This window comes from Pseudomonas palmensis, from assembly GCF_017848315.1.
GTDB classification, from domain to species: domain Bacteria; phylum Pseudomonadota; class Gammaproteobacteria; order Pseudomonadales; family Pseudomonadaceae; genus Aquipseudomonas; species Aquipseudomonas palmensis.
Genome location: NZ_JAFKEC010000026.1, coordinates 33,459 through 53,598 on the forward strand (window position 1 = coordinate 33,459; position 20,140 = coordinate 53,598).

General features: G+C 67.3%; 20 protein-coding genes. 6 read left to right on the top strand and 14 right to left on the bottom strand.

Annotated features, from left to right (window positions below; all coding sequences use genetic code 11):
- Positions 1–85 precede the first annotated feature (85 nt).
- Positions 86–556, bottom strand: a complete 471-nt coding sequence (locus JZZ72_RS15240) for an A24 family peptidase (protein WP_043860939.1) — start codon at positions 554–556, stop codon at positions 86–88.
- A 75-nt stretch (positions 557–631) separates the two neighbouring features.
- On the opposite strand from JZZ72_RS15240, the gene JZZ72_RS15245 reads away from it, so the two are divergent.
- Complete coding sequence (locus JZZ72_RS15245) at positions 632–1,075, top strand: TadE/TadG family type IV pilus assembly protein (RefSeq protein ID WP_043860940.1); 444 nt, start codon at positions 632–634, stop codon at positions 1,073–1,075.
- Positions 1,072–3,747: a PAS domain-containing sensor histidine kinase gene (locus JZZ72_RS15250; RefSeq protein ID WP_210014665.1), complete on the top strand. Its 2,676-nt coding sequence runs from the start codon at positions 1,072–1,074 to the stop codon at positions 3,745–3,747. The genes JZZ72_RS15245 and JZZ72_RS15250 overlap by 4 nt, the downstream gene beginning before the upstream one ends.
- Here JZZ72_RS15250 and JZZ72_RS15255 read toward each other — a convergent pair.
- From JZZ72_RS15255 to JZZ72_RS15295, 9 genes are all read right to left on the bottom strand, one after another.
- Positions 3,732–5,681, bottom strand: a complete 1,950-nt coding sequence (locus JZZ72_RS15255) for a pilus assembly protein TadG-related protein (RefSeq protein WP_328825164.1) — start codon at positions 5,679–5,681, stop codon at positions 3,732–3,734. The two genes, JZZ72_RS15250 and JZZ72_RS15255, sit on opposite strands and share 16 nt — an antisense overlap.
- Positions 5,682–5,786: 105 nt before the next feature.
- A complete protein-coding gene (locus JZZ72_RS15260; RefSeq protein WP_054916641.1) occupies positions 5,787–6,356 on the bottom strand; it encodes a DUF4136 domain-containing protein in 570 nt (189 codons plus the stop codon).
- Positions 6,357–6,375: 19 nt separating this feature from the next.
- Complete coding sequence (locus JZZ72_RS15265) at positions 6,376–7,005, bottom strand: DUF4136 domain-containing protein (RefSeq protein ID WP_078481562.1); 630 nt, start codon at positions 7,003–7,005, stop codon at positions 6,376–6,378.
- A 30-nt stretch (positions 7,006–7,035) separates the two neighbouring features.
- The gene (locus JZZ72_RS15270) at positions 7,036–7,785 is read right to left on the bottom strand and encodes a methyltransferase domain-containing protein (RefSeq protein ID WP_210014666.1); all 750 of its coding nucleotides are present in this window, start codon (positions 7,783–7,785) and stop codon (positions 7,036–7,038) included.
- The gene (locus tag JZZ72_RS15275; RefSeq protein WP_043860945.1) at positions 7,782–8,087 is read right to left on the bottom strand and encodes a MazG-like family protein; all 306 of its coding nucleotides are present in this window, start codon (positions 8,085–8,087) and stop codon (positions 7,782–7,784) included. The genes JZZ72_RS15270 and JZZ72_RS15275 overlap by 4 nt, the downstream gene beginning before the upstream one ends.
- 122 nt (positions 8,088–8,209) lie before the next feature.
- Complete coding sequence (locus JZZ72_RS15280; RefSeq protein WP_088514182.1) at positions 8,210–8,800, bottom strand: LysE family translocator; 591 nt, start codon at positions 8,798–8,800, stop codon at positions 8,210–8,212.
- A gap of 49 nt (positions 8,801–8,849) precedes the next feature.
- Positions 8,850–9,683, bottom strand: a complete 834-nt coding sequence (locus tag JZZ72_RS15285; RefSeq protein WP_210014667.1) for an AraC family transcriptional regulator — start codon at positions 9,681–9,683, stop codon at positions 8,850–8,852.
- A 40-nt stretch (positions 9,684–9,723) separates the two neighbouring features.
- Positions 9,724–10,596 carry a MaoC family dehydratase gene (locus JZZ72_RS15290; RefSeq protein WP_210014668.1) on the bottom strand — a complete coding sequence of 291 codons (873 nt, stop codon included), beginning with the start codon at positions 10,594–10,596 and terminating at the stop codon, positions 9,724–9,726.
- A 2-nt stretch (positions 10,597–10,598) separates the two neighbouring features.
- Positions 10,599–11,951, bottom strand: coding sequence for a 3-oxoacyl-ACP reductase (locus tag JZZ72_RS15295; protein WP_116052665.1), 1,353 nt, complete (start codon positions 11,949–11,951; stop codon positions 10,599–10,601).
- 124 nt (positions 11,952–12,075) lie between these two features.
- Between JZZ72_RS15295 and JZZ72_RS15300 the strand changes: the two genes are divergently transcribed.
- Entirely contained in the window at positions 12,076–13,353 is a 1,278-nt protein-coding gene (locus JZZ72_RS15300) for an acetyl-CoA C-acetyltransferase (RefSeq protein WP_210014669.1), read from the top strand.
- On the opposite strand, the gene JZZ72_RS15305 is transcribed toward JZZ72_RS15300, so the two are convergent.
- Positions 13,340–14,356: a bile acid:sodium symporter family protein gene (locus JZZ72_RS15305; protein ID WP_043860951.1), complete on the bottom strand. Its 1,017-nt coding sequence runs from the start codon at positions 14,354–14,356 to the stop codon at positions 13,340–13,342. The two genes, JZZ72_RS15300 and JZZ72_RS15305, sit on opposite strands and share 14 nt — an antisense overlap.
- A gap of 85 nt (positions 14,357–14,441) precedes the next feature.
- On the opposite strand from JZZ72_RS15305, the gene JZZ72_RS15310 reads away from it, so the two are divergent.
- Positions 14,442–15,233, top strand: a complete 792-nt coding sequence (locus JZZ72_RS15310; RefSeq protein ID WP_210014670.1) for an AraC family transcriptional regulator — start codon at positions 14,442–14,444, stop codon at positions 15,231–15,233.
- 192 nt (positions 15,234–15,425) lie between these two features.
- The gene (locus JZZ72_RS15315) at positions 15,426–16,319 is read left to right on the top strand and encodes a PA4780 family RIO1-like protein kinase (RefSeq protein ID WP_043860953.1); all 894 of its coding nucleotides are present in this window, start codon (positions 15,426–15,428) and stop codon (positions 16,317–16,319) included.
- Between the two features lie 4 nt (positions 16,320–16,323).
- On the opposite strand, the gene cueR is transcribed toward JZZ72_RS15315, so the two are convergent.
- The 3 genes from cueR to JZZ72_RS15330 are packed head-to-tail and all read right to left on the bottom strand — an operon-like array spanning position 16,324 to position 19,565.
- Complete coding sequence (cueR, locus tag JZZ72_RS15320; protein WP_043860954.1) at positions 16,324–16,725, bottom strand: Cu(I)-responsive transcriptional regulator; 402 nt, start codon at positions 16,723–16,725, stop codon at positions 16,324–16,326.
- Entirely contained in the window at positions 16,722–19,124 is a 2,403-nt protein-coding gene (locus JZZ72_RS15325; RefSeq protein ID WP_210014671.1) for a heavy metal translocating P-type ATPase, read from the bottom strand. Before JZZ72_RS15325 ends, cueR begins: the two co-directional genes overlap by 4 nt.
- A 54-nt stretch (positions 19,125–19,178) precedes the next feature.
- Positions 19,179–19,565, bottom strand: coding sequence for a hypothetical protein (locus JZZ72_RS15330; RefSeq protein ID WP_054916634.1), 387 nt, complete (start codon positions 19,563–19,565; stop codon positions 19,179–19,181).
- A 136-nt stretch (positions 19,566–19,701) separates the two neighbouring features.
- On the opposite strand from JZZ72_RS15330, the gene JZZ72_RS15335 reads away from it, so the two are divergent.
- On the top strand, positions 19,702–19,902 hold the full coding sequence (locus JZZ72_RS15335; RefSeq protein ID WP_043860957.1) for a heavy-metal-associated domain-containing protein: 201 nt from the start codon (positions 19,702–19,704) through the stop codon (positions 19,900–19,902).
- Positions 19,903–20,140 lie beyond the last annotated feature (238 nt).

The following is a 20,140-nucleotide window of genomic DNA, read 5'->3' on the forward strand; positions in this document are numbered from 1 at the left end:
GGTATCGAGGGGCAGTGACTAGAAAAATAGACGCAGTTGGCGGCTATGTACAACGTATGTACAGCAGGTTAGACGGGTTGTTCGATCAATGGATCCATACCGCAGCCAATAAAAAACCGGCCAGCACGAAGGGGGCGAAGGGCTGTTTTTTTGACGCTTCTTCGATCACCTGCCTGAAGCGTTGCTTAACCTTCTGACTCAGAAGGGACCACAGCCAGCGGCGGCTGAGCAACCAGATCACCACCGCCACCCCGGCACCGATGAAGGTGCCCAGCAGGTACATCCGATCAGTGGCAAGCGCCAACGCACCCAGCAGTTTCACATCGGCGGCGCCCAGGCGCCCGAGCATGTAGCCGGGCAGGGTCAGCAGCATCACGATCAGCAGCGCCCAGCCGCCCTCGCTGGCATCGGCGCCGATCCAGGTGTGCCCGGTGATGAAGAGATAGGCCAGGGCGCAGGCTGCGGCGCCAAGGGTCAAGGTGTTGTTGATCTGCCTTTCTCGGGCATCCTGTTCGGCACACAATGCGAGCCACAGCAGCAGGACGATGCTTTGCATAGGCGAAATGCCATCCCTTGGTCGTGATTGATTCTATGCTTGATTGCGGGTGTCATTGTCAGGGTAGACGCGATCATGAAAGCAGGCCTTGCAAGACGGCAAAAAGGTGCGGCGGCGATCGAATTCGCCGCCGTGTTCGTGGTGTTCTTCGCGGTGTTCTACGGGGTGGTCAGCTACGCTCTGCCACTGCTGATGCTGCAGTCGTTCCACCAGGCCAGCAGCGAGGCGGTGCGTCGCTGCATGGCGCTGGACCCGACCAGCGCCACCTACCGCACCGATGTGCCGGCACTGGCCCGCGAGGTACTGGCCCAGCAGCTGGCGTGGATGCCGGGAACGCTGAAGTTCCAGCCCGGCACCGACGCGGTCGTGACCCTGAGCAACACCAACCTGCTGACCGTGCGCATCAACTACGCCAAGGCCCGGCTCACGACGGTGCTGCCGGTGCTCGACCTGCCGGTGGTGGGCGAGGTGCCACGCCTGCCGGCAACCCTTGGCGCCACCGCGAGCCTTCAGCTTTGAGCGGTGGCCACGGCCTGTTCGATCGCTGGCGCGGGCGCCCGGCCGCCGCGGTGGCCGCACCGCAGGCCCCGGTACCGGCGGCGGTGGGCCTGCAGCTGTGGCTCGATGACAAGGGCCGCGTGCTGCGCCTGGGCGGCCCGCTGCGCAGCGCCCTGGCGCTGCCCGCGCAGGCTGCTGCGCGGGTGCAGGATTACGTGCAGGCGCACAGCCTGCTGGTGCTCGAAGGCGAGCCCGCCGACTGGCAGGCACAACCGCTGGACCTGGACTTCAGAACCGCCAATGGCAGCACCCTGCACACCCGCGGCTGGTTGCTGGCCCAGGGCGAGGACTGGCTGTTGCAGTTGTTCGATGTGGGCGATCTGCTGCAGCAGCGCCAGCAGGGCCAGGATGCCCGGCGCCAGCAGCAACTGGCCCGCCAGGTGGGCGCAGCACTGCGCGATTGCAGCCTGGAGCGCCTGCCCCAGGTGGCCGCCGAGCAGTTGCAGCGCCTGGCCTGGCACTGGCGCATGGGCTGGGCGGCGCTGCTGCTGCGCACCCCCGGCGGCTGGCAGACCTTCGCGCGGGACGCATCGAGCGTGCCCTGGGCCGACGATGCACGCCTGAGCGCGGTACTCGACCGCCTGCCGTCGGGGCGCGTGCTGTGCAGTGCCGAGTTTCCGGCCTTGCAGGTGCTCTGCCCGACTCACCCGCTGTATGTGGTGGGCCATGCGCAGCAGCATCAGGCCCAGGCCTGGCTGCTGTGCGCGGACGAGGGTGGGCAGGCCCGGCCCGAGGCGGCCCCCCTGCTGCTCGATGCCATGGCCGAGCCGCTGCTGGCGCGCCTGGCGGGCGACCGGCTGCAGGCCAGCCAGCAGCGCCTGGACAATGTACAGGGGTTGCTCGGTGCGGGCTGGTGGGAGTGGTCGCTGCACGAGCCCTACCTGCACCTGGCACCGGGGCTGGCGGCCAGTTTCGGCGTGAGTGCGCAACTGGCGCTGCCGGCCTGGTGGGCGCTGCTGCACCCGGCCGACCGGGAGGCGGCGCAACTGGCGTTCGAGGCGCTGCAGCGCGAGGGCTGCAGCCTGCAACTGTGCGTGCGCCTGCAGGCCGCGTCGCTGCGCTGGTACCGCATCTGTGGCGATGTGCACGGGCAGGGGCAGCAGCGACGTCTGCAGGGTTTCATGCTCGACATCAGCGATATCAAGGCCCAGGAGCAGCAGGCCAGGGCCGCGCACGCACGGCTGGACAACCTGATCGCCAGTTCGCCGGCAGTGATCTATATCCAGCGCTATGACGCCGGTGCGCTGCAGGCCGAATTCTTCAGTGCCAGCCTGCAGCCGCTGCTTGGCTGGACGCCCGCTGCCGACCTGCAACCGGCGCACTGGGTACACCCCGACGACCAGGCGCTGTGGCTGCAACGTACCCGCGACCTGGTGCGCGAGGGCCAGGTGCGCAGCCGCTACCGCCTGCGCGATGCGCAGGGCATCTACCACTGGGTGCTGGATGAAGCGCGCCTGCTGCGTGACGACCTGGGCCTGCCGGTGGAAGCCGTGGGTATCTGGCTCGACGTGACCGAGGCGACCCTGGCCGCCGAGCGGGTGCGCGAGAGCGAGGAACGTTACCGGGTGCTGGTGGAGGACTCGCCGGCGATGATCTGCCGCTACCGGCCCGACCTGACTGTGTTGTTCGGCAACCGCCCGCTGGCCGACTACCTGGAGTGCCTACCTGACCAGTTGCCCGGGAGCGACCTGGGGCAGTGGATGTCGCCGGCCCAGCGCGAGGCGTTCGTGCAGCGCCTGGCCGGCCTGACCCCGCAGCAGCCGGTGAGCAGTGCCGAAATCTGCCTGGAGCTGCCGGGGCGCGAACATGCCTGGTGGGTGTGGTCCGACCGCGGCCTGTTCGATGAACAGGGCCGTCTGCTGGAGGTACAGGCGGTGGGGCGCGACAACACCGCGCTGCGGCGCAGCCAGCAGCAGCTGTTGCAGAGCGCGAAGATGGCCACCCTGGGCGAAATGGCCACCGGCCTGGCCCACGAGATCAATCAGCCGTTGAACGTGATGCGCATGGCGGTGGTCAACGCGCTCAAGCGCCTGGAGAACGGCGACGTGCAGGTGGAATACCTGCAGGACAAGCTCAGGCGCATCGATGCGCAGGTGCTGCGGGCCTCGAAGGTGGTGGACCACATGCGCGTGTTCGGGCGGCGTTCGGAGGTCGAACAGCAACTGTTCGAGCCCTGGCAGGCGGTTGAGGGTGCCGTGTCGTTGCTGGCCGACGGCCTGGCCGGCAAGGGCGTGGCGCTGAACCTGGGCCCGGCGCTGAGCGGCTGCCATGTGCGCGGCCATGCCGATCAGCTGGAGCAGGTGCTGATCAACCTGGTGGTGAATGCCCGCGACGCCTTGCTGGGACGGCGTGAGGCCGACCCGCAGTTGCGCCCCTGGATCGCGGTGGAGGCCGAGCCGGTGGCGGGTGGGGTGCGCCTGCAGGTGCGCGACAATGCCGGCGGCATCGACCCGCGGCTGCTGGAGCGGATTTTCGAGCCGTTCTTCACCACCAAGCCCAGCGGCGTGGGGACCGGGCTGGGCCTGTCGGTGAGTGGCGGAATCATCGAGGGCATGGGCGGGTTGCTCAGCGCACACAATGGCGCCGAGGGTGCGTGTTTCGTGATCGAGCTGCCGGTTCAGAGCATCAGCTGAGCGCGGTTGCCGTCACAGGTGAGGTTGGCACCGACCTCGACGTTCACCAGGTCCAGCCCCAGTGCCTTGAGCAGTGTGTTGACCAGCGGGTCGACCAACTTGCCGAGCAGGTTCCTGATCACTGGCTGCAGCAGCGCCTTGACGTCATCGAGCAGGTTGCCGGCCACCACCAGCACGTTGCCGAGCAGGTTGCCGTTGAGCGGGCGGTACACCTGCAGCTCGATGCCATTGATGGTGTTGTTCAGGCTCTGCACGATATCGCTGGCCGAGGTGGCCATGTAGGCCGGTGGCAGGTCGATGTCCGGTGGCGCGCTGGCGTTGCGAAACAGCAGGTCGGTGGCAGGCCCGGTGGAGTTGCTGCCCAGCAGCGGCGCATTGACCTTGAGCCCTACGCCACCGCCAGCGAAGGCGGTGCGCGCGCCGCAGGTGGACGGCAGTATCAGGAAGCGCGTGCAGTATTTGCTGCCGATGTCGATCAGCGGCAGCGGCGAAATGGCGGTGTTGCCCGTGCTGAAAAAGGCCTGGGGATCGCTGAACATGCCCACCGAAACGTTGAGCGCCGAACTGCGGGTGCTGGCGGTCAGGGTCTTGTCCGGCTTGCAGCTGTAGCGGGTGACCTGGCTGCTGGCGCTGGCGACTTCCAGGCCGATGTCCAGGTGTACCACCCCAGGCAGCAAACGGACGTCGCTGACCTTGCACGGGATCGCCAGCAGGCAGAACACCGACTCCAGCGTGGCCACCAGATTGAGGCTGAGCAGGTTGCTGACCACGTTGGTCAGCGGTTCGGCCAGGTCGAGCACGGCGTTGAGCAGGCCGGTGATGCTGTTGAGCAGCGGCAGCTCCAGGCTGACCAGCGCACGGACCTGAGCGGTGTGCACCTTGATGGTGTCGTGTTGCGGGTTGCCCACGGCGGAGATCTGTTCGGGTTCTATGACCTTGAGGCGCAGGTTGGCCTTGACCAGCGGCGGGATGTTGAGCGGCACCTCGGCGGTGGCCGCAGTGTTCTTGTTGGCCAGCATCACCGAGGCCTTGAGCAGTTGCAGCAGTTGCATCTGGGCATCCAGGCCGGACTGGACCGCGCCGTTCTGGATGTCGAGGATATCGCCCAGCTTGACCAGCGGGTTGTTGCCGGCACCGAGTACCAGCTTGCCGAGGTCGGTCACCACCTGGGCCGCCGCGCCGCCGCGCCGGGCGAGGTCGACGGCGACATCGAGCAGGTCGGTCAGGTGCAGCTGTTTGCCCAGCAGTTCATCGTAATTGCCCACCTGCACCCCGGCCTTGATGGCCAGGGCATCGAGAAAGCTCAGCAGGTCGACGTTGACGTCGGCGATGCCCTGCCAGCCCAGTACGTCGAGGTTGACGTTGCCGCCAAGGGCCTTGAACAGGGCGTTGAGCACATCGGACTTGCGTGTGTCGATGGTCAGCAGGGTGCTCTTGAGACGCAGCATCGCCTGCGGTGGCTTGGGCAGCGAGGCCACCGCACTGGCGTGCAGGGTGGTGGTGGCCGGCACGGCGACGCCGCTCAGCAGGGCCTGTACACCGGCGGCAATGCTGGTGGCCACGGTGCTGCTGGCACTGACCCGGATCGCTTCGCTCTTGCTCGGGTTGACGGTATAGGTGCGCCGGCTGCCGGCACCGGTCTGCAAGGTGCCGCAGGTGGTGGCCAGGGTATGCTTGGCGCCGGGCGCGAAGCCGTTGCGTGCGGCGCTGGCCTGGGCCACGGTCGCCGCCTGCGGGCCGCTGCCGGTGCACACCGCACTTTGCCCAGCCGCTTCGAGGGCGGCCATGTCGACCACCCGCTGCAGCGAACGCTGTTCCAGATAGAGCCGCCCGCTATCGATCACCAACAGGGCGAACACCAGCGCCAGGGCCAGTGTCAGGGCGGCCATCAGGCCGATCGCGCCACGCTGCCGGGTTGGGAATCGGGTAGCCACGAGCACTCCTTTGCCGGCACCAGGCCGTGCGCGAACGCATGCGTCAAAGAAGTGTAGTCAAGATAATGGCCAGTCGCCTTGAGGTGGCGACCGGCCATCGCCGGCTCAGTGGGGCGGGTAGTTGGCCAGTACCTTGGCCACGGTATTCTGGATCGCGGTGTTGCGCTCGGCGGGGCCGGGCGGGTAGTTGTTCATGATCTGCTCGGCGCTGCCGCGCCATACCAGCTTGCCGTCGCGGCTGTCGAACAGGTCGACCTGGATGGTGGCAACCTTGTAGTCGACGCTGCGGGTCTCGTTGTAGGCCGGGCCGCCCCAGTAGCCACCCCAGTAACCGCCCCAGGCACCGCCGTAGTTGGTGGTGATCTGCTGCTGGCGGTTTTCGACGATCAGGTAGGTCTGCACCTTGAGGTCACCCCTGGCGTTGCCCTGGGCCGGGCGCAGGCCACGCTGGTCGAGCTGTTCGCTGACGGCCTGGCGGATGCGCTGCTCGGTGAGGTCGCTCTTGATTCGCGGGTCGTCCGGGCGATATTGCAGGGCCGGCTCCTGCCAGCTCCAGCTGCGGTAGGCCGCAAAGTCGCGGCTGGCATCGAAGTCCTGGGTGACGTTGTTGCTCTGGCAGGCGCCGAGCAGCGCCAGCAGGGCCAACAGGGGGAGTAGAGCGAGACGGCGCAGCATGATGATTCTCCGGTTGCCTTCAGCTTGGGGGGTAGCCATCCAGGGCCTTGTGCACGGCATCGCGCAGGGCGCGGGCGCGCTCGCTCGGTGAGCCCTGGCTGGTGGTTTCTGCGCTGGCGCTCCAGACCGGCTGGCCGCTGCCGGCATCGAACAGGTCCAGGCGCACCACCATCACGTCGACCTGGTAGGTGCGTATGATCGGCACGCTGCCATACACACCATAGCCGTTGCGATAGCCGCCGTAGCGGTTGTAGCCGATGCCCCCGTAGCCGTAGTCGTCATAGGGGTAGTAATCGTCGCGCACCTGGCGCAGGCGCCGTTCCATGCGCAGGTCGGCACTGACCAGCAGGTCGCTGCGGGTGTTGCGCGCAGGACGCAGGCCGCGCTGGTCGAGGGCGGCGCTGACTGCGTCGGCAAGCTCGGCCGGGTCGCTGGAGGCGCTGCCGGCCGGGAGCTGGCCGTTGCGCCATGACCAGCTGCGGTAACGGCCATAGTCACGGGCCGGTGCCGGGTAGGCGCTGGCGTCGAAGGTGGTGGCCGCCTGGGGCGGGGCCGGCGGCAGCGGTCGGGAGCTGGCCACATACGGGTTGCTGCCCTGGCAGGCGGCCAGGGCCAGGCACAACAGGCCCAGGGTCAAACGGTACGGCATGGCAGTCTCCCGGCAGACACGGCTCGGTACTCAGCGTGGGTGGCACATCCAGTGCAGGTAGCGGCCCAGGCCGGCGAAGGCCGGGTGGCGGCGGTGCGCCAGTTCCATTTCGAGCAGGTCGAGCAGTTCTGCCTTGGCCTGGAACTCGACGGGCATGTAGTCGTGGAACACCCGTACACCGCTCTCGCTGTGTATATCCCACAGACCTTCAAGGTGCGCCCGGAGTTCGCGCGGATCAAGTGGTTTTTGCGGGGTCAGGCTCTGCTTTTCACCGGCCAGGCTGGCCCCGCGCAGTTTGCGGAAATGGCCCTTGAGCAGGTTGCGATACACCAGTGCGTCGCGGTTGTAGAAGGCCAGCGACAGCAGGCCGTCGGCGCGGGTGAGCTGGTGCAGCACCGGCAGGATGGTCTCGGGTTCGGCCAGCCATTCGAGCACGGCGTGGCACAGCACCAGGTCGTAGGGTTCGGTGAGCTGGCCGAGCAGTTCCTGCCAGGGCGCCTGGATGAAAGTGGCCGGCTGGCCGGTGGCGGCGAAGCGTTCGCGGGCGCCCTCGAGCATCGGCGCGGCGGGTTCGGCCAGGGTCACCTGGTGGCCACGCTCGGCCAGCCACAGGGCCATGTGGCCCAGGCCCGCGCCGATGTCGAGCACGCGCAGGGGGCGGTCGGGCAGGGCTTCGGCGAGGTCGGCCTGGAGCACCGCGAGGCGGATGGCGCCCTTGGCGCCGCCGTAGATCTTTTCGGCGAAGCGGGTCGCCAGGGCGTCGAAGTGGCGGTCTTTCATCGGGCGAAGCGCCGTTCGCTGTCGGCCAGCTTGCTGCGCACCACCTGGTCCATGTCCAGGCCCAGTTCGCTGCACAGCAGCAACAGGTAGAGCACCACGTCGCCGACTTCCTGGCCGGCGTGTTCGAGCTGCTCGGGGGACAGCTGGCGCGACTGGTCCTCGCTGAGCCACTGGAAGATCTCCACCAGCTCGGCCATTTCCACGCTGGCGGCCATGGCCAGGTTCTTGGGGCTGTGGAAGCCGCGCCAGTCGTTGTTGTCGCGGATGGTGTGCAGGCGGGTGGTGAGTTCTTGCAGGTTCATGGGTGGGGGCTCTCCTCGTGCGGCGTAGCTTAGCGCGGGTCGGCGGGTTTTTCAGGGGATTGTGCTGGCCTGTTCGCCGGCAACGCCGGCTCCTGCAAGCCCTGTGTCAGGTGCATGGGGCCTTACTGCCAGAGGCTGGCCCAGGCCGACACCAGCAACAGCAGCGCCAGCCCCTGATTGACCCGGCGCAGCACCACCGGCGAACCGCTCAGGCGCCGCGCCCCGCTGCCGAGCAAGGCCCAGCCACCCAGGCACGGCAGCGCGATCACGAAGAACACCAGGCTCAGGTGCGTCACCTGCAGCAGGCGGTCGCTGGCTGCGGCATCGATGAACACGCTGGCCACCGCCAGCGCCATCATCCACGTCTTGGGGTTGATCACCTGCAACGCCGCCGCGCCCCACAGGCCCAGCCTGGCCGACGTCGCGCCCGATTGCTGCACCTGCACTGGGCTGCGAAAGATCTTCCAGGCCAGCCAGGTCAGCCAGGCCACGCCCAGCCCGTTGAGCAGCGGCTGTACCGCCGGGGCCCGGAACAGCACCTCGCCCATACCGCTGCCCACCAGCCAGACGATCAGCGCGGCCCCTGCACCGGCCCCCAGGATGATTGGCAATGCAGCGCGCAGGCCATGGCTGGCGCTGTTGCTCAGTACCAGGAAATTGGTCGGCCCGGGGGTGATGGACGCAACGAAGGCAAACAGCATGAAGGCCAGCATGGGCAGGCTCCTTGGTAGAGGGGCTTGCATGCTCGCGTGTTGGCGCGCGTCAGTCTGGAAGCTTTGTGCAGCGCCTGCGGTACTGTGCCGGGGTCATGCCATAGGCGCGCAGGAACCAGCGCCCCAGGTGGCTCTGGTCGGCAAAGCCCAGCGCTGGCGCCACCTGTGCCGGGCTCGACCCTGCCGCCAGCAGCCGGCGTGCATGGGCCAGGCGCAGTTGCACCAGGTAGGCGTGGGGCGCCAGGCCGAACGCGGCCTTGAAGGCGCGGCTCAGGCGAAAGCGGTCGATGTTGCACGCCGCCGCCAGTTGCTCGAGGCCGATGTCGTGGTGCAGGTGTGCATGCAGGTAGTCGCGCGCCCTTTGTGCCACCAGCGGCAGGCGCGGGTCGGGGTCGAGCCGGCGGCGCCATTGCAGATACCCGCTCAGGTGCTCCAGCAACTGGTCCAGTGCCGCCTGGCGCACCATGCGCAGCTCCGGTTCGTGCAGCGACTGGAAGGCGCAAGCGGTGGCCGCTGCCAGGCGCGGGTCGCTGGCCAGGGTGTGGGCAAAACCGGGTTGGCTGGCGGGCGGGGCATGCTCGGTAAAGCCGCGCAGCTCGCGCTCCAGCCATTGCGGGTCGAGGTAGAGCATGCGGTAGGTGAAGCCCTCGGGGCTGGGCGCATCGCCGTCGTGCAACTCGCCGGGTTCGAGCAGAAACACCTTGCCCGGTGTGCTCTGGTGGCGGGCGCGGCGACAGGTGAACTGCTGGACGCCCTGTTCGGTCACGCCCACCAGGTAGCTGTCGTGCCAGTGCGGATCATAGGCATGCCCGCGAAAATGCGCGCGCAGGGTCTCGATGCCGGTATCGGGCTCCTGGCGCAGGTCTATCCAGTTGCTGTTCATCGTGTGCTACCGGCAAAGAAAACCGTTATCGCCCGGTCCGTCAGGCAGGTCTAGAAGATTCGTGCAGCGTGTGCCAACTGCCGGTCATGTGCACCAGGTCGCCGTGGCCTACCAGGCGGAACTGGCCGTCGGGTGCGACTGCGCTGCCCTCCAGCACCACTTCGCTGGGCAGGCGCACGGGCTTGTGAAAGGCCACATCCACCTCGTAGCCGCTGAGCGGCAGGTGCCCGCGCAGCGCGGCCAGCGCCATGGCCTTGCTCCACATGCCATGGGCGATGGCCTGGGGAAACCCGAACAGGCGAGCGCTGAGCGCACTCAGGTGGATGGGGTTGTAGTCGCCGCAGACCTTGGCGTAGCGCCGGCCGATGTCGCTGTCGGCATACCAGCGGGTCAGCTCGCCCAGAGGCAGCGGTTCAGGGGTGTCGACGGCGGGTTGCTCGCCTTCGAGCTTGACGCCGCGACACAGCATGCGGCTGCGCTCGTGCCAGAGCAGCCCCAGGCTGTCTTCGGCTTCGGTCATCAGGTCGAAGGTCGCGCCCTTGGCGTGGGGCTGCAGGTTGTCGACGAACACGCTGAAGCGCAGCGTGCCGATGCCACCCAGCGGGCGCACCACGCGGATGCGGTTGTTCAGGTGCACCAGGCCCAGCAGCGGGAACGGGAAGTCGTCGGCGGTCAGCAGTTGCAGTTGCAGGGCGAACGCCATCACGTGGGGGAAGGTCGGCGGCAGGTGGCTGTCGTCGCCGAAGTGGCAGAGCTTGCGGTAGGCCTGCAGGCGCTGTGGATTCACGCCGATGGCGCAGTGCAGGCCGCTGGCGGGCAGGCTGTCGCCGGTGATGCTGCGCTTGCGCGCAGCCTTCAGGTACAGCCCGCTCAGCCCTTGCGTGCGGTGCAGATCGTGCCAGTGTCGGTCCATGCTCATGCCCCCATCACGGCCTGGCCGCATACGCGCAGCACCTGGCCGTTGACCGCGCCACTGCCGGGCTGTCCCAGCCAGGCCACGGCTTCGGCAACGTCCTGCGGCAGGCCGCCCTGGCCCAGGGAGCTCATGCGTCGCCCGGCTTCGCGCAGGGCGAAGGGGATGGCCGCCGTCATGCGTGTTTCGATGAAGCCGGGGGCCACCGCATTGATGCTGGCACCCCGCTTGGCCAGCAGCGGCGCCCAGGCCTGGGCCAGGCCGATCAGGCCGGCCTTGCTGGCGGCATAGTTGGCCTGCCCGCGGTTGCCGGCGATACCGCTGATCGAGGCCAGCAGCACGATGCGTGCGTTGTCGTGCAGCGCGCCGCCGTCGAGCAGCGCCTGGGTCAGCACCTGGGGGGCCTTGAGGTTGACCGCGAGCACGGCGTCCCAGTATTCGGGGGTCATGTTGGCCAGGGTCTTGTCGCGGGTGATGCCGGCGTTGTGCACGACGATGTCGATGCCCTCGGGGAGCGCTTCGAGCAGGTGCGCCGATGCATCGCTGGCGCAGATGTCCAGCGCCACGCTGCGCCCACCCAGGCGCGCGGCCAGGGCGTCGAGGTCGGCCTTGGCCTGGGGCACGTCGAGCAGCACCACCTCGGCGCCGTCACGGGCCAGGGTTTCGGCGATGGCGGCGCCGATGCCGCGGGCCGCACCGGTGACCAGCGCCTTGCGCCCGGCCAGCGGGCGCGACCAGTCCTGTACCTGGGTGGCGCAGGCGGTCAGGCGCAGCACCTGGCCGCTGATGAAGGCGCTCTTGGGCGAGAGGAAGAAGCGCAGCGCGCCTTCGAGCTGGTCCTGCGCGGCCTGGTCCACATACAGCAGTTGCAGGGTGGCGCCGTTGCGCAGTTCCTTGGCCAGCGAACGGCTGAAACCTTCCAGGGCCCGCTGCGCCACGCTGGCCAGCGGGTCGTCCAGCGATTCGGGCGCGCGCCCCAGGATCACGATGTGCGCACTGGCAGCCAGGCTGCGCAGCAGCGGCTGGAAGAACTCGCGCAGTTGCTTGAGCTGGTCGCTGTCGCTCAGGTGGCTGGCGTCGAACACCACGGCCTTGAGCTTGGGCCCCAGGCCCGCGACCCAGGCCGGCAGTTCGAGGCTTTCATCGGCATAGCTGTAGACCTCGTCGGTCAGGCGCCTGGCAAAGGCGGCCACGTTCGTCACCAGCGGCCCGCCGCCGAGCAGCAGGGCGCCTTCGACCGGGCGCAGCCTGCCGGCTTCCCAGCGCTCCAGGCGGGCGGGGGTGGGCAGGCCGACGGCACCGGCCACGCGCCGACCGAATGAAGAGTTGGCGAAGTCGATATAGCGGTCGCTCATGTGAACGTCTCCCGGAAATTAAGCACCAAAGTGTGGACCATGTTTCGCCTTCGGTCGTTCGACTGGCGAAAAAACACCTACGCTATAGCGGGTCTATCCCGTCTCGGAATAAGGAAGTCTGTGCATGCGCGCTTTACGTCGGGTCGCGATCATCGGCGGCAATCGAATCCCGTTCGCCCGCTCCAACGGGCCCTACGCCACGGCCAGCAACCAGGCGATGCTGACTGCGGCAATCGAAGGGCTGGTGGAGCGTTTCGGCCTGCATGGCCTGCAACTGGGCGAAGTGGCGGCGGGCGCGGTGCTCAAGCACTCGCGCGACATGAACCTGACCCGCGAATGCGTGCTGGGCTCGCGGCTGTCGCCGCAGACCCCGGCCTATGACCTGCAGCAGGCCTGCGCCACGGGGCTGGAAACCGCGCTGATGGTGGCCAACAAGATCGCCCTGGGGCAGATCGACAGCGGCATTGCCGGCGGTGTGGACACCACCTCCGATGCGCCGATTGCGGTCAACGAGAGGCTGCGCAAGTTGCTGCTGCAGGCCAATCGGGCCAAGACCACGGGCGACAAGCTCAAGGTGTTCCTGCAACTGAGGCCCTGGCACCTCAAGCCCGAGCTGCCGCGCAATGGCGAGCCGCGTACTGGGCTGTCGATGGGCGAGCACTGCGAGCTGATGGCGCAGACCTGGCAGATAGGCCGTGCCGAGCAGGACGAGCTGGCCTTGCGTAGCCACCAGAACCTGGCCCGGGCGTTTGCCGAAGGCTGGCAGGATGACCTGCTCACGCCCTTTCTGGGCCTGACCCGCGATCACAACCTGCGCCCGGACCTGACCCTGGAGAAACTTGCCAGCCTCAAGCCGGTGTTCGAGCGCAGCGCCAAGGGCACGCTGACGGCGGGCAACTCCACGCCACTGACCGATGGCGCTTCGGTGGTACTGCTGGCCAGCGAAGAGTGGGCCCGCGAGCGCGGCCTGCCGATCAAGGCGTATTTTCTCGATGGTCAGAATGCTGCGGTGGATTTCGTCAAAGGCCAGGAGGGGCTGCTGATGGCGCCGGCCTATGCGGTACCTCGACTGCTGGAGCGCAACGGCCTGACCCTGCAGGACTTCGACTTCTACGAGATCCACGAAGCCTTCGCCGCCCAGGTGCTGTGCACGCTGAAGGCCTGGGAAGACGCCGACTACTGCCAGAGCCGGCTGGGCTTGAGCGAGCCGTTGGGCGCCATCGACCGCGACAGGCTCAACGTCAAGGGCAGTTCGCTGGCTGCAGGGCACCCGTTCGCCGCCACCGGCGGGCGCATTCTGGCCAACCTGGCCAAGCTGCTGGACGAGGCCGGCCAGGGCCGCGGTCTGATTTCGATCTGCGCCGCGGGCGGGCAGGGCGTGACCGCGATCATCGAGCGCTGACCAGCGGCGCCTCCTTGGCCAGGGGCGCCGGGCGGTTGGCGTAGTGTTCGGCCATGATCGAGCACACGATCAACTGCAGCGGGTGATAGATCATGATCGGCAGCAGAATCAGCCCCAGCCCGGGATGGGCGCCGAAGATCAATGCGGCCATCGGTGCGCCGGCGGCCAGGGATTTCTTGCTGGCGCAGAACACTGCGGCGATCTCGTCGGCCGGGCTGAACCTGAGCAGCCGCGCGCTGCGGGTGGTCAGCCACAGGATCAGCGCCAGCAGCAACGCGCTGCCCAGAACGGCGGTGAGCAGTACCGAGCCACCCTGCTGCTGCCACAGCCCCGAGATCATCGAGTTGCAGAACGCCGCGTACACCAGTAGCAGGATCACCACCTTGTCCATCACGTTGGTGTAGCGCTTGTGGCGGGCAAAGAAGCGGCCCAGCCACGGGCGCAGCAACTGTCCCAGCACCAGCGGCAGCAGGAGCATGGCGCACAGGTCGAGCAGGGTGGCGCCCAGGTCGATGCCATCGCTGCCGTTGCCCACCACCAGGCTCACCAGCCACGGGGTCAGGAAGATGCCCAGCACGCTGGACAGGCTGGCGTTGAGGATCGCGGCGGGCACGTTGCCGCCGGCGCTGCCGGTCAGCGCCACCGACGAGGAGATGGTCGAGGGCAGGGCGCACAGGTACAGGAAGCCGAGCATCAGCAGCGCCGGCACATGGCTGCCCAGCACGCTGTTGCCCAGCCACCACAGCAGCGGGAACACCACGAAGGTGAAGCCCTGCACCATCAGGTGCAGGCGCCAGTTCTTCAGGCCATGGCGGATCTGTTCGCTGGACAGGTTGATGCCGTGCAGGAAGAACACCACGAACACGCCGATGTTGATCACGTATTCGGCGTGCATCGAGCCGCCGCTGGCACCGAAGTGCGGGAACAGCCAGGCGAGGAAGGTGGCGAGAAACATGCCGCACAGAAACCAGTCGGTTACCACGCGCTTGAGGTGAGCTTGCATAGGCGGGCCTGCGAATCATCTTGTAATAACGAAGCGGCAGGCTAACCTGTGGCCATTCTTCCGTCTCGCGACACAAGGCCAAGCGATGCCGAGTAACGGACAAAATCTGCTGCCACGCCCAATCCCGCTGCTCGATGCCCTGCCGCGGCCACTGTATGCGCGTGCCGAAAGCCTGGGGGCCGGCTCGTGGACGCCGCGTCATCGACACGACTGGATACAGTTTTCCTATGCGATCAGCGGGGTGCTGGGGGTGTACACCGCCGAGGGCAGTTTTTTTGCACCGCCGCAGTGGGGCGTGTGGATACCGGCCGGGGTGGAGCATGAGGTGATTACCTCGACCCGCGCCGAAATGCGCAGCCTGTATGTGCGTCAGGCCGATGCAGCGTGGGCCGGGCCGCGCTGCCGGGTGCTGGAGGTGACGCCGCTGGCCCGTGAGCTGATCAAGCAGTTCTGCCTGTTCCCGGTGGATTACGCCGAAGGCGAGAGCCCCGAGGCCCATCTGGTGCAGGTGCTGCTGGAGCAGTTGCAGGGGCTGCCGGAGGTGGGTTTTTCGTTGCCGCTGCCGCAGCACCCGCGCCTGCTCGAGGTGTGCAATGCATTGTTGGCGCACCCGGAGCAGGACGCCGGCCTGGCCTACTGGGCCGAGCGCCTGGGGCGTTCGCAGAAGACCCTGATGCGGTTGTTTCAGCGCGAGACGGGGCTGAGCTTTCGCGCCTGGCGCCAGCGCATGCGCCTGCTGTCGTCGCTGCAGGCGCTGGAGCAGGGGCAGAGCGTGACCCAGGCGGCGCTGGGTTGCGGCTATGAGTCGACGTCGGCGTTCATCGTGGCGTTCAAGGGCTTGTTCGGGGCAACGCCGGGGGAACTGTTCAGGCAGTGAGTGTCTGCCATGTCCGGGAAGCCAGGGGGCACTCGGTGCAGGCGGGATTAAATTATTTGGACATTATCGGGTCCACTTCCTTTGAGGGCCTTGTTGTATCGTGAGCGCGCATCTGGCTCATGGCTGTGAGACGATGGCCGGCAACCCGTGATACCCGTGTGTTTGGCAAAACAGGACCCAGAACAAAAGCCGATGAAGACTCCAAAACGCATAGAACCACTGATAGAAGACGGGCTGGTCGATGAAGTCATCCGACCCCTGATGAGTGGCAAGGAAGCCGCGGTGTACGTGGTGCGGTGCGGTACCGAGCTGCGCTGCGCCAAGGTCTACAAAGAGGCCAACAAGCGCAGCTTCCGTCAGGCCGCCGAATACCAGGAGGGCCGCAAGGTGCGCAACAGCCGCCAGGCGCGGGCCATGGCCAAGGGCTCCAAGTATGGGCGCAAAGAGGCCGAGGAGGCCTGGCAGAATGCCGAGGTGGCAGCCCTGTTTCGCCTGGCCAGTGCCGGCGTGCGGGTACCCAAGCCGTTCGATTTTCTCGATGGCGTGCTGTTGATGGAGCTGGTGTCCGATGCCCATGGCGATGCGGCGCCACGCCTGAACGACGTGCACCTGGAGGCCGATCAGGCCCGCGAGTACCACGACTTCGTGATCCGCCAGATCGTGCTGATGCTGTGCACCGGCCTGGTGCATGGCGACCTGTCGGAATTCAACGTGCTGCTCGGCCCTGACGGCCCGGTGATCATCGACCTGCCCCAGGCGGTGGATGCGGCCGGCAACAACCATGCGTTCAGCATGCTCGAGCGCGATGTGGGGAACATGGCCGGGTACTTCGGCCAGTTTGCCCCGGAGCTCAAGGCCACCCGCTACGCCAAGGAAATGTGGGCGTTGTACGAGGCCGGCGAGCTGACTCCGGAAAGCCCGCTGAGCGGGCAGTTCGCGGAGGACGAGCACAGCGCCGATGTCGACGGGGTGATGCGCGAGATCGAAGCGGCGCGCCTGGACGAGGCGCGCCGGCAGGCTGCACGCGCCGAGGCGGAGAACGGCCCGGCCAAGGCCGAGGAACCGCCACCGCCGTGGATGCAGTAACGCGCTAGTGACAGCAGCTGCCGGCTGCCAGGTCCTTGAGGATCGGGCAGTCGGGGCGATCGTCCCCCTGGCAGTGGGCGACCAGCTCGCTCAGCGTATCGCGCAGGCTCACCAGCTCGTCGATGCGCCGGTTCAGGTCAGCGATATGCTCGTTGGCCAGGGCCTTCACATCGGCACTGGCGCGCTGGCGGTCCTGCCACAAGGTCAGCAGTTTGGCCACTTCCTCCAATGAAAACCCCAGGTCTCGCGAGCGCTTGATGAATGCCAGCGCGTGCAGGTCGTCCTGCTGGTAGAGGCGGTAGCCACTGTCGCTGCGCGAGGCCGGCTTGAGCAGGCCGATGGACTCGTAGTAGCGGATCATCTTGGCGCTCAGGCCGGTACGTTTGGCGGCTTGTCCGATGTTCATGGGGCATCGTCCTGTGGCGGCGTTTGCGGTTTCCAGGTTTTGAGCAGCAAGGCGTTGCTGACCACGCTGACGCTCGACAGGGCCATGGCCGCACCGGCCAGCACCGGGTTGAGCAGGCCGAAGGCCGCCAGCGGAATACCGATCAGGTTATAGATGAAGGCCCAGAACAGGTTCTGGCGGATCTTGGCGTAGGTCTTGCGGCTGATCTCCAGGGCGGCTGGTACTAGGCGCGGGTCGCCGCGCATCAGGGTGATGCCGGCGGCCTGCATGGCCACATCGGTGCCGCCACCCATGGCGATGCCGATGTCGGCGGCGGCCAGGGCCGGTGCGTCGTTGATGCCGTCACCGACCATCGCTACCACACCCGATTTCTTCAGTTCGAGAACAGTGGCGGCCTTGTCGGCCGGCAGCACCTCGGCGTATACGTCATTGATGCCAAGGGCCTGGGCCACCACCTTGGCGCTACCGCGGTTGTCGCCGGTCAGCAGGTGGCTGCTGATGCCCTGTTGGCTCAGCTGGCGTACGGCGGCGTCTGCGCCAGGTTTGAGGCTGTCGCCGAAGGCGAACAGGCCCAGCACCCGTGGTTGCGCACCGCGCTCGATCAGCCACGACAAGGTGCGCCCCTCGGCCTCCCAGGCCTGGGCGCTGGTGGCGAGTTCACCCGGTTGCAGGCCGCTTTCTTCCAGCAGGCGACGGTTGCCCAGGGCCAGGTCGCGGCCATTGAGGTGGCCGGCGATGCCGCGGCCGGTCAGCGATTGGCTGTCGTCGATGTCGGGTACGGTCAGGCCCTGCTCCTGGCAGGCATCCAGTACCGCCTTGGCCAGCGGGTGTTCGCTGCCGCGTTGCAGGGCGCCGGCCAGTTGCAGCAGTTCGCCTGCCTCGATGCCCTGGGCCTTGCTGTGAACGATGCGCGGGCTGCCGGAAGTGAGGGTGCCGGTCTTGTCGAACACCACGCGGTTGACTGCATGGGCACGCTCCAGCGCTTCGGCGTCCTTGATCAGGATGCCGTGGCGCGCGGCCACGCCGGTACCGGCCATGATCGCGGTGGGTGTGGCCAGGCCCAGGGCACAGGGGCAGGCGATGACCAGCACGGCCACGGCATTGATCAGCGCGGTTTCGATTGGCGCGCCGGCCAGCCACCAGCCGACCAGGGTTGCCAGGGCCAGCACCAGCACGGCTGGCACGAACACCTGGCTGACCCGGTCCACCAGTTTCTGGATGGGGGCCTTGGCGGCCTGGGCGTCTTCGACCAGGCGGATGATGCGCGCCAGCACGGTTTCAGTACCCAGAGCCAGCACACTTACCAGCAGGCGGCCTTCGCCGTTGATGGCGCCGCCGGTCACGCGGTCGCCCGGTTGCTTGGGCACGGGCAGGCTTTCGCCGCTGATCAGGGCTTCGTCGGCATGGCTCTGGCCCTCGATCACCTCACCGTCCACCGGGAAGCGTTCGCCAGGCAGCACGCGCACCAGGTCATGCAGGCGCAGGGCGCTGATGGGTACGTCGCGCTCCTGGCCGTCGATCACCTGCAGGGCGCGCTCAGGGCGCAGGGCTTCGAGGGCGCGGATGGCACTGGCGGTCTGGCGCTTGGCGCGGCTTTCCAGGTACTTGCCCAGCAGCACCAGGGCGATGACCACCGCCGAGGCTTCGAAATACAGGTGCGGCATGCTGCCTGCGGTGGCCCGCGCCCATTCGTACAGGCTCAGGCCGTAACCGGCGCTGGTGCCCAGGGCTACCAGCAGGTCCATGTTGCCGGCCCCGGCGCGTACCGCCTTCCAGGCCGCGACATAGAAGCGTGCGCCCAGGATGAACTGCACGGGGGTGGCCAGTACGAACTGTGCCCAGGCCGGCAGCATCCAGTGGATGCCGAAGGGCTGCAGCAGCATCGGCAGCACCAGCGGCAGGGCCAGCAGTATGGCCAGGCCGACCGACCAGCGCTCCTTGCGCAGGCGTCGCTCGGCGTCGGCCTGGTCGGCCTTGCCCGCTTGCGGCAGGCTGGCCGTGTAACCTGCCTGGGTCACCGCGTCGATCAGTAGCGCGCTGTCGACCTGCCCCAGCAGCTCGATGTGCGCGCGCTCGTTGGCCAGGTTGACGCTGACCCGCTGTACGCCGGGCGCCTTGTTCAAGGCCCGCTCCACGCGCCCGGCACAGCTGGCGCAGGTCATGCCGCCAATCTGCAGTTCGAGGCTCTGGGCGGGCACGCTGTAACCGGCCTGGCTGACAGCGTCGACCAGTGCCGGCAGGGCGCCGGCAGGGGCTTGCACCCGGGCGTGTTCGGTGGCGAGGTTGACGCTGACGTGTTCGGCGCCGGCGACTTTGCGCAGGGCGCGCTCGACACGACCGGCGCAGCTGGCGCAGGTCATGCCTTGAATCGGCAGATCGAAGGTGGTTGATGCGGACATGGGGCTCTCCTCCTTGGACAGGCGCCAAGCATCAACCTTACCCCATTGGCAAGGTCAATAGCCCAGAGCGGCCTTCTTCAGGCTGAGGCCATTGTTGTCCATGACGATGCGGTACTTGTTGACCTGGCCCGCCAGTACGTTGATTCGCGTGCTGCGCTGGTTCTCGATGCCGTTGTTGCAACCCGGTGCCTGCCCGGGAAGCAGGCGCAGGCGCACGTTCACCGGGCCGCCCGGCAGGTTGAACGAGGTGGAGTGTTCCTGGAACAGTCGCGCCGACAGCTGGTCGTTGAGGTAGATGCCGATCTCGCAGGACGTGGCGACCTCCAGACGCTCGCGGGAAATGATCAACACGCTGTAGTCCGACGGCCCTTCGGCGCTGGCCAGGGGCACGATGCTGCACAACCCGAGCAAACCGATAAGGCCCAATGCTGCCCTGCCCATGAATGAATCTCCTGCTGATCGTTCGACAAGGGCGCAGCTTGGCCGAGCTTGGCGCGGATTTCCAGTTCGGCATGCACTTGACCTTGCCCCGATGGCAAGCTTGAGACTGCGCTCAAATCCCAAGGAGGTAGTTCCCATGCAAGTATTCACTGTTCAAGGCATGACCTGTGGCCACTGTGTGAAGGCCGTGACCCGTGCGGTACAGAGCCAGGATGCACAGGCCATCGTAGAGGTGGACCTGGCCAGCAAGCAGGTGCGCGTCGACAGTTCGCTGCAGGCGCCGCAGATCGTGCAGGCGATTGTCGATGAGGGTTACAAGGCCGAGCTTGTGGCCTGAACAAGCCGGTAGCCGCTTCGCCTGTAGGAGCCAGCCTTGCTGGCGAACCGGCGCGAAGCGGCTACCGACCCTGCATGGGCGGTGTGTCTGCTGCACTGTGCATTCCGGTGTGCGAGCGCTGCGCGCTCGATCCCCGGCAAGGCCGGCTCCAACAAGGGGCGCACGTGCCAGCGAATTCGGCAAAAGATTCGCGGCTTATCCATGGCAGCCCGGTTAGACTAAGGCACTTGCTTAGCCT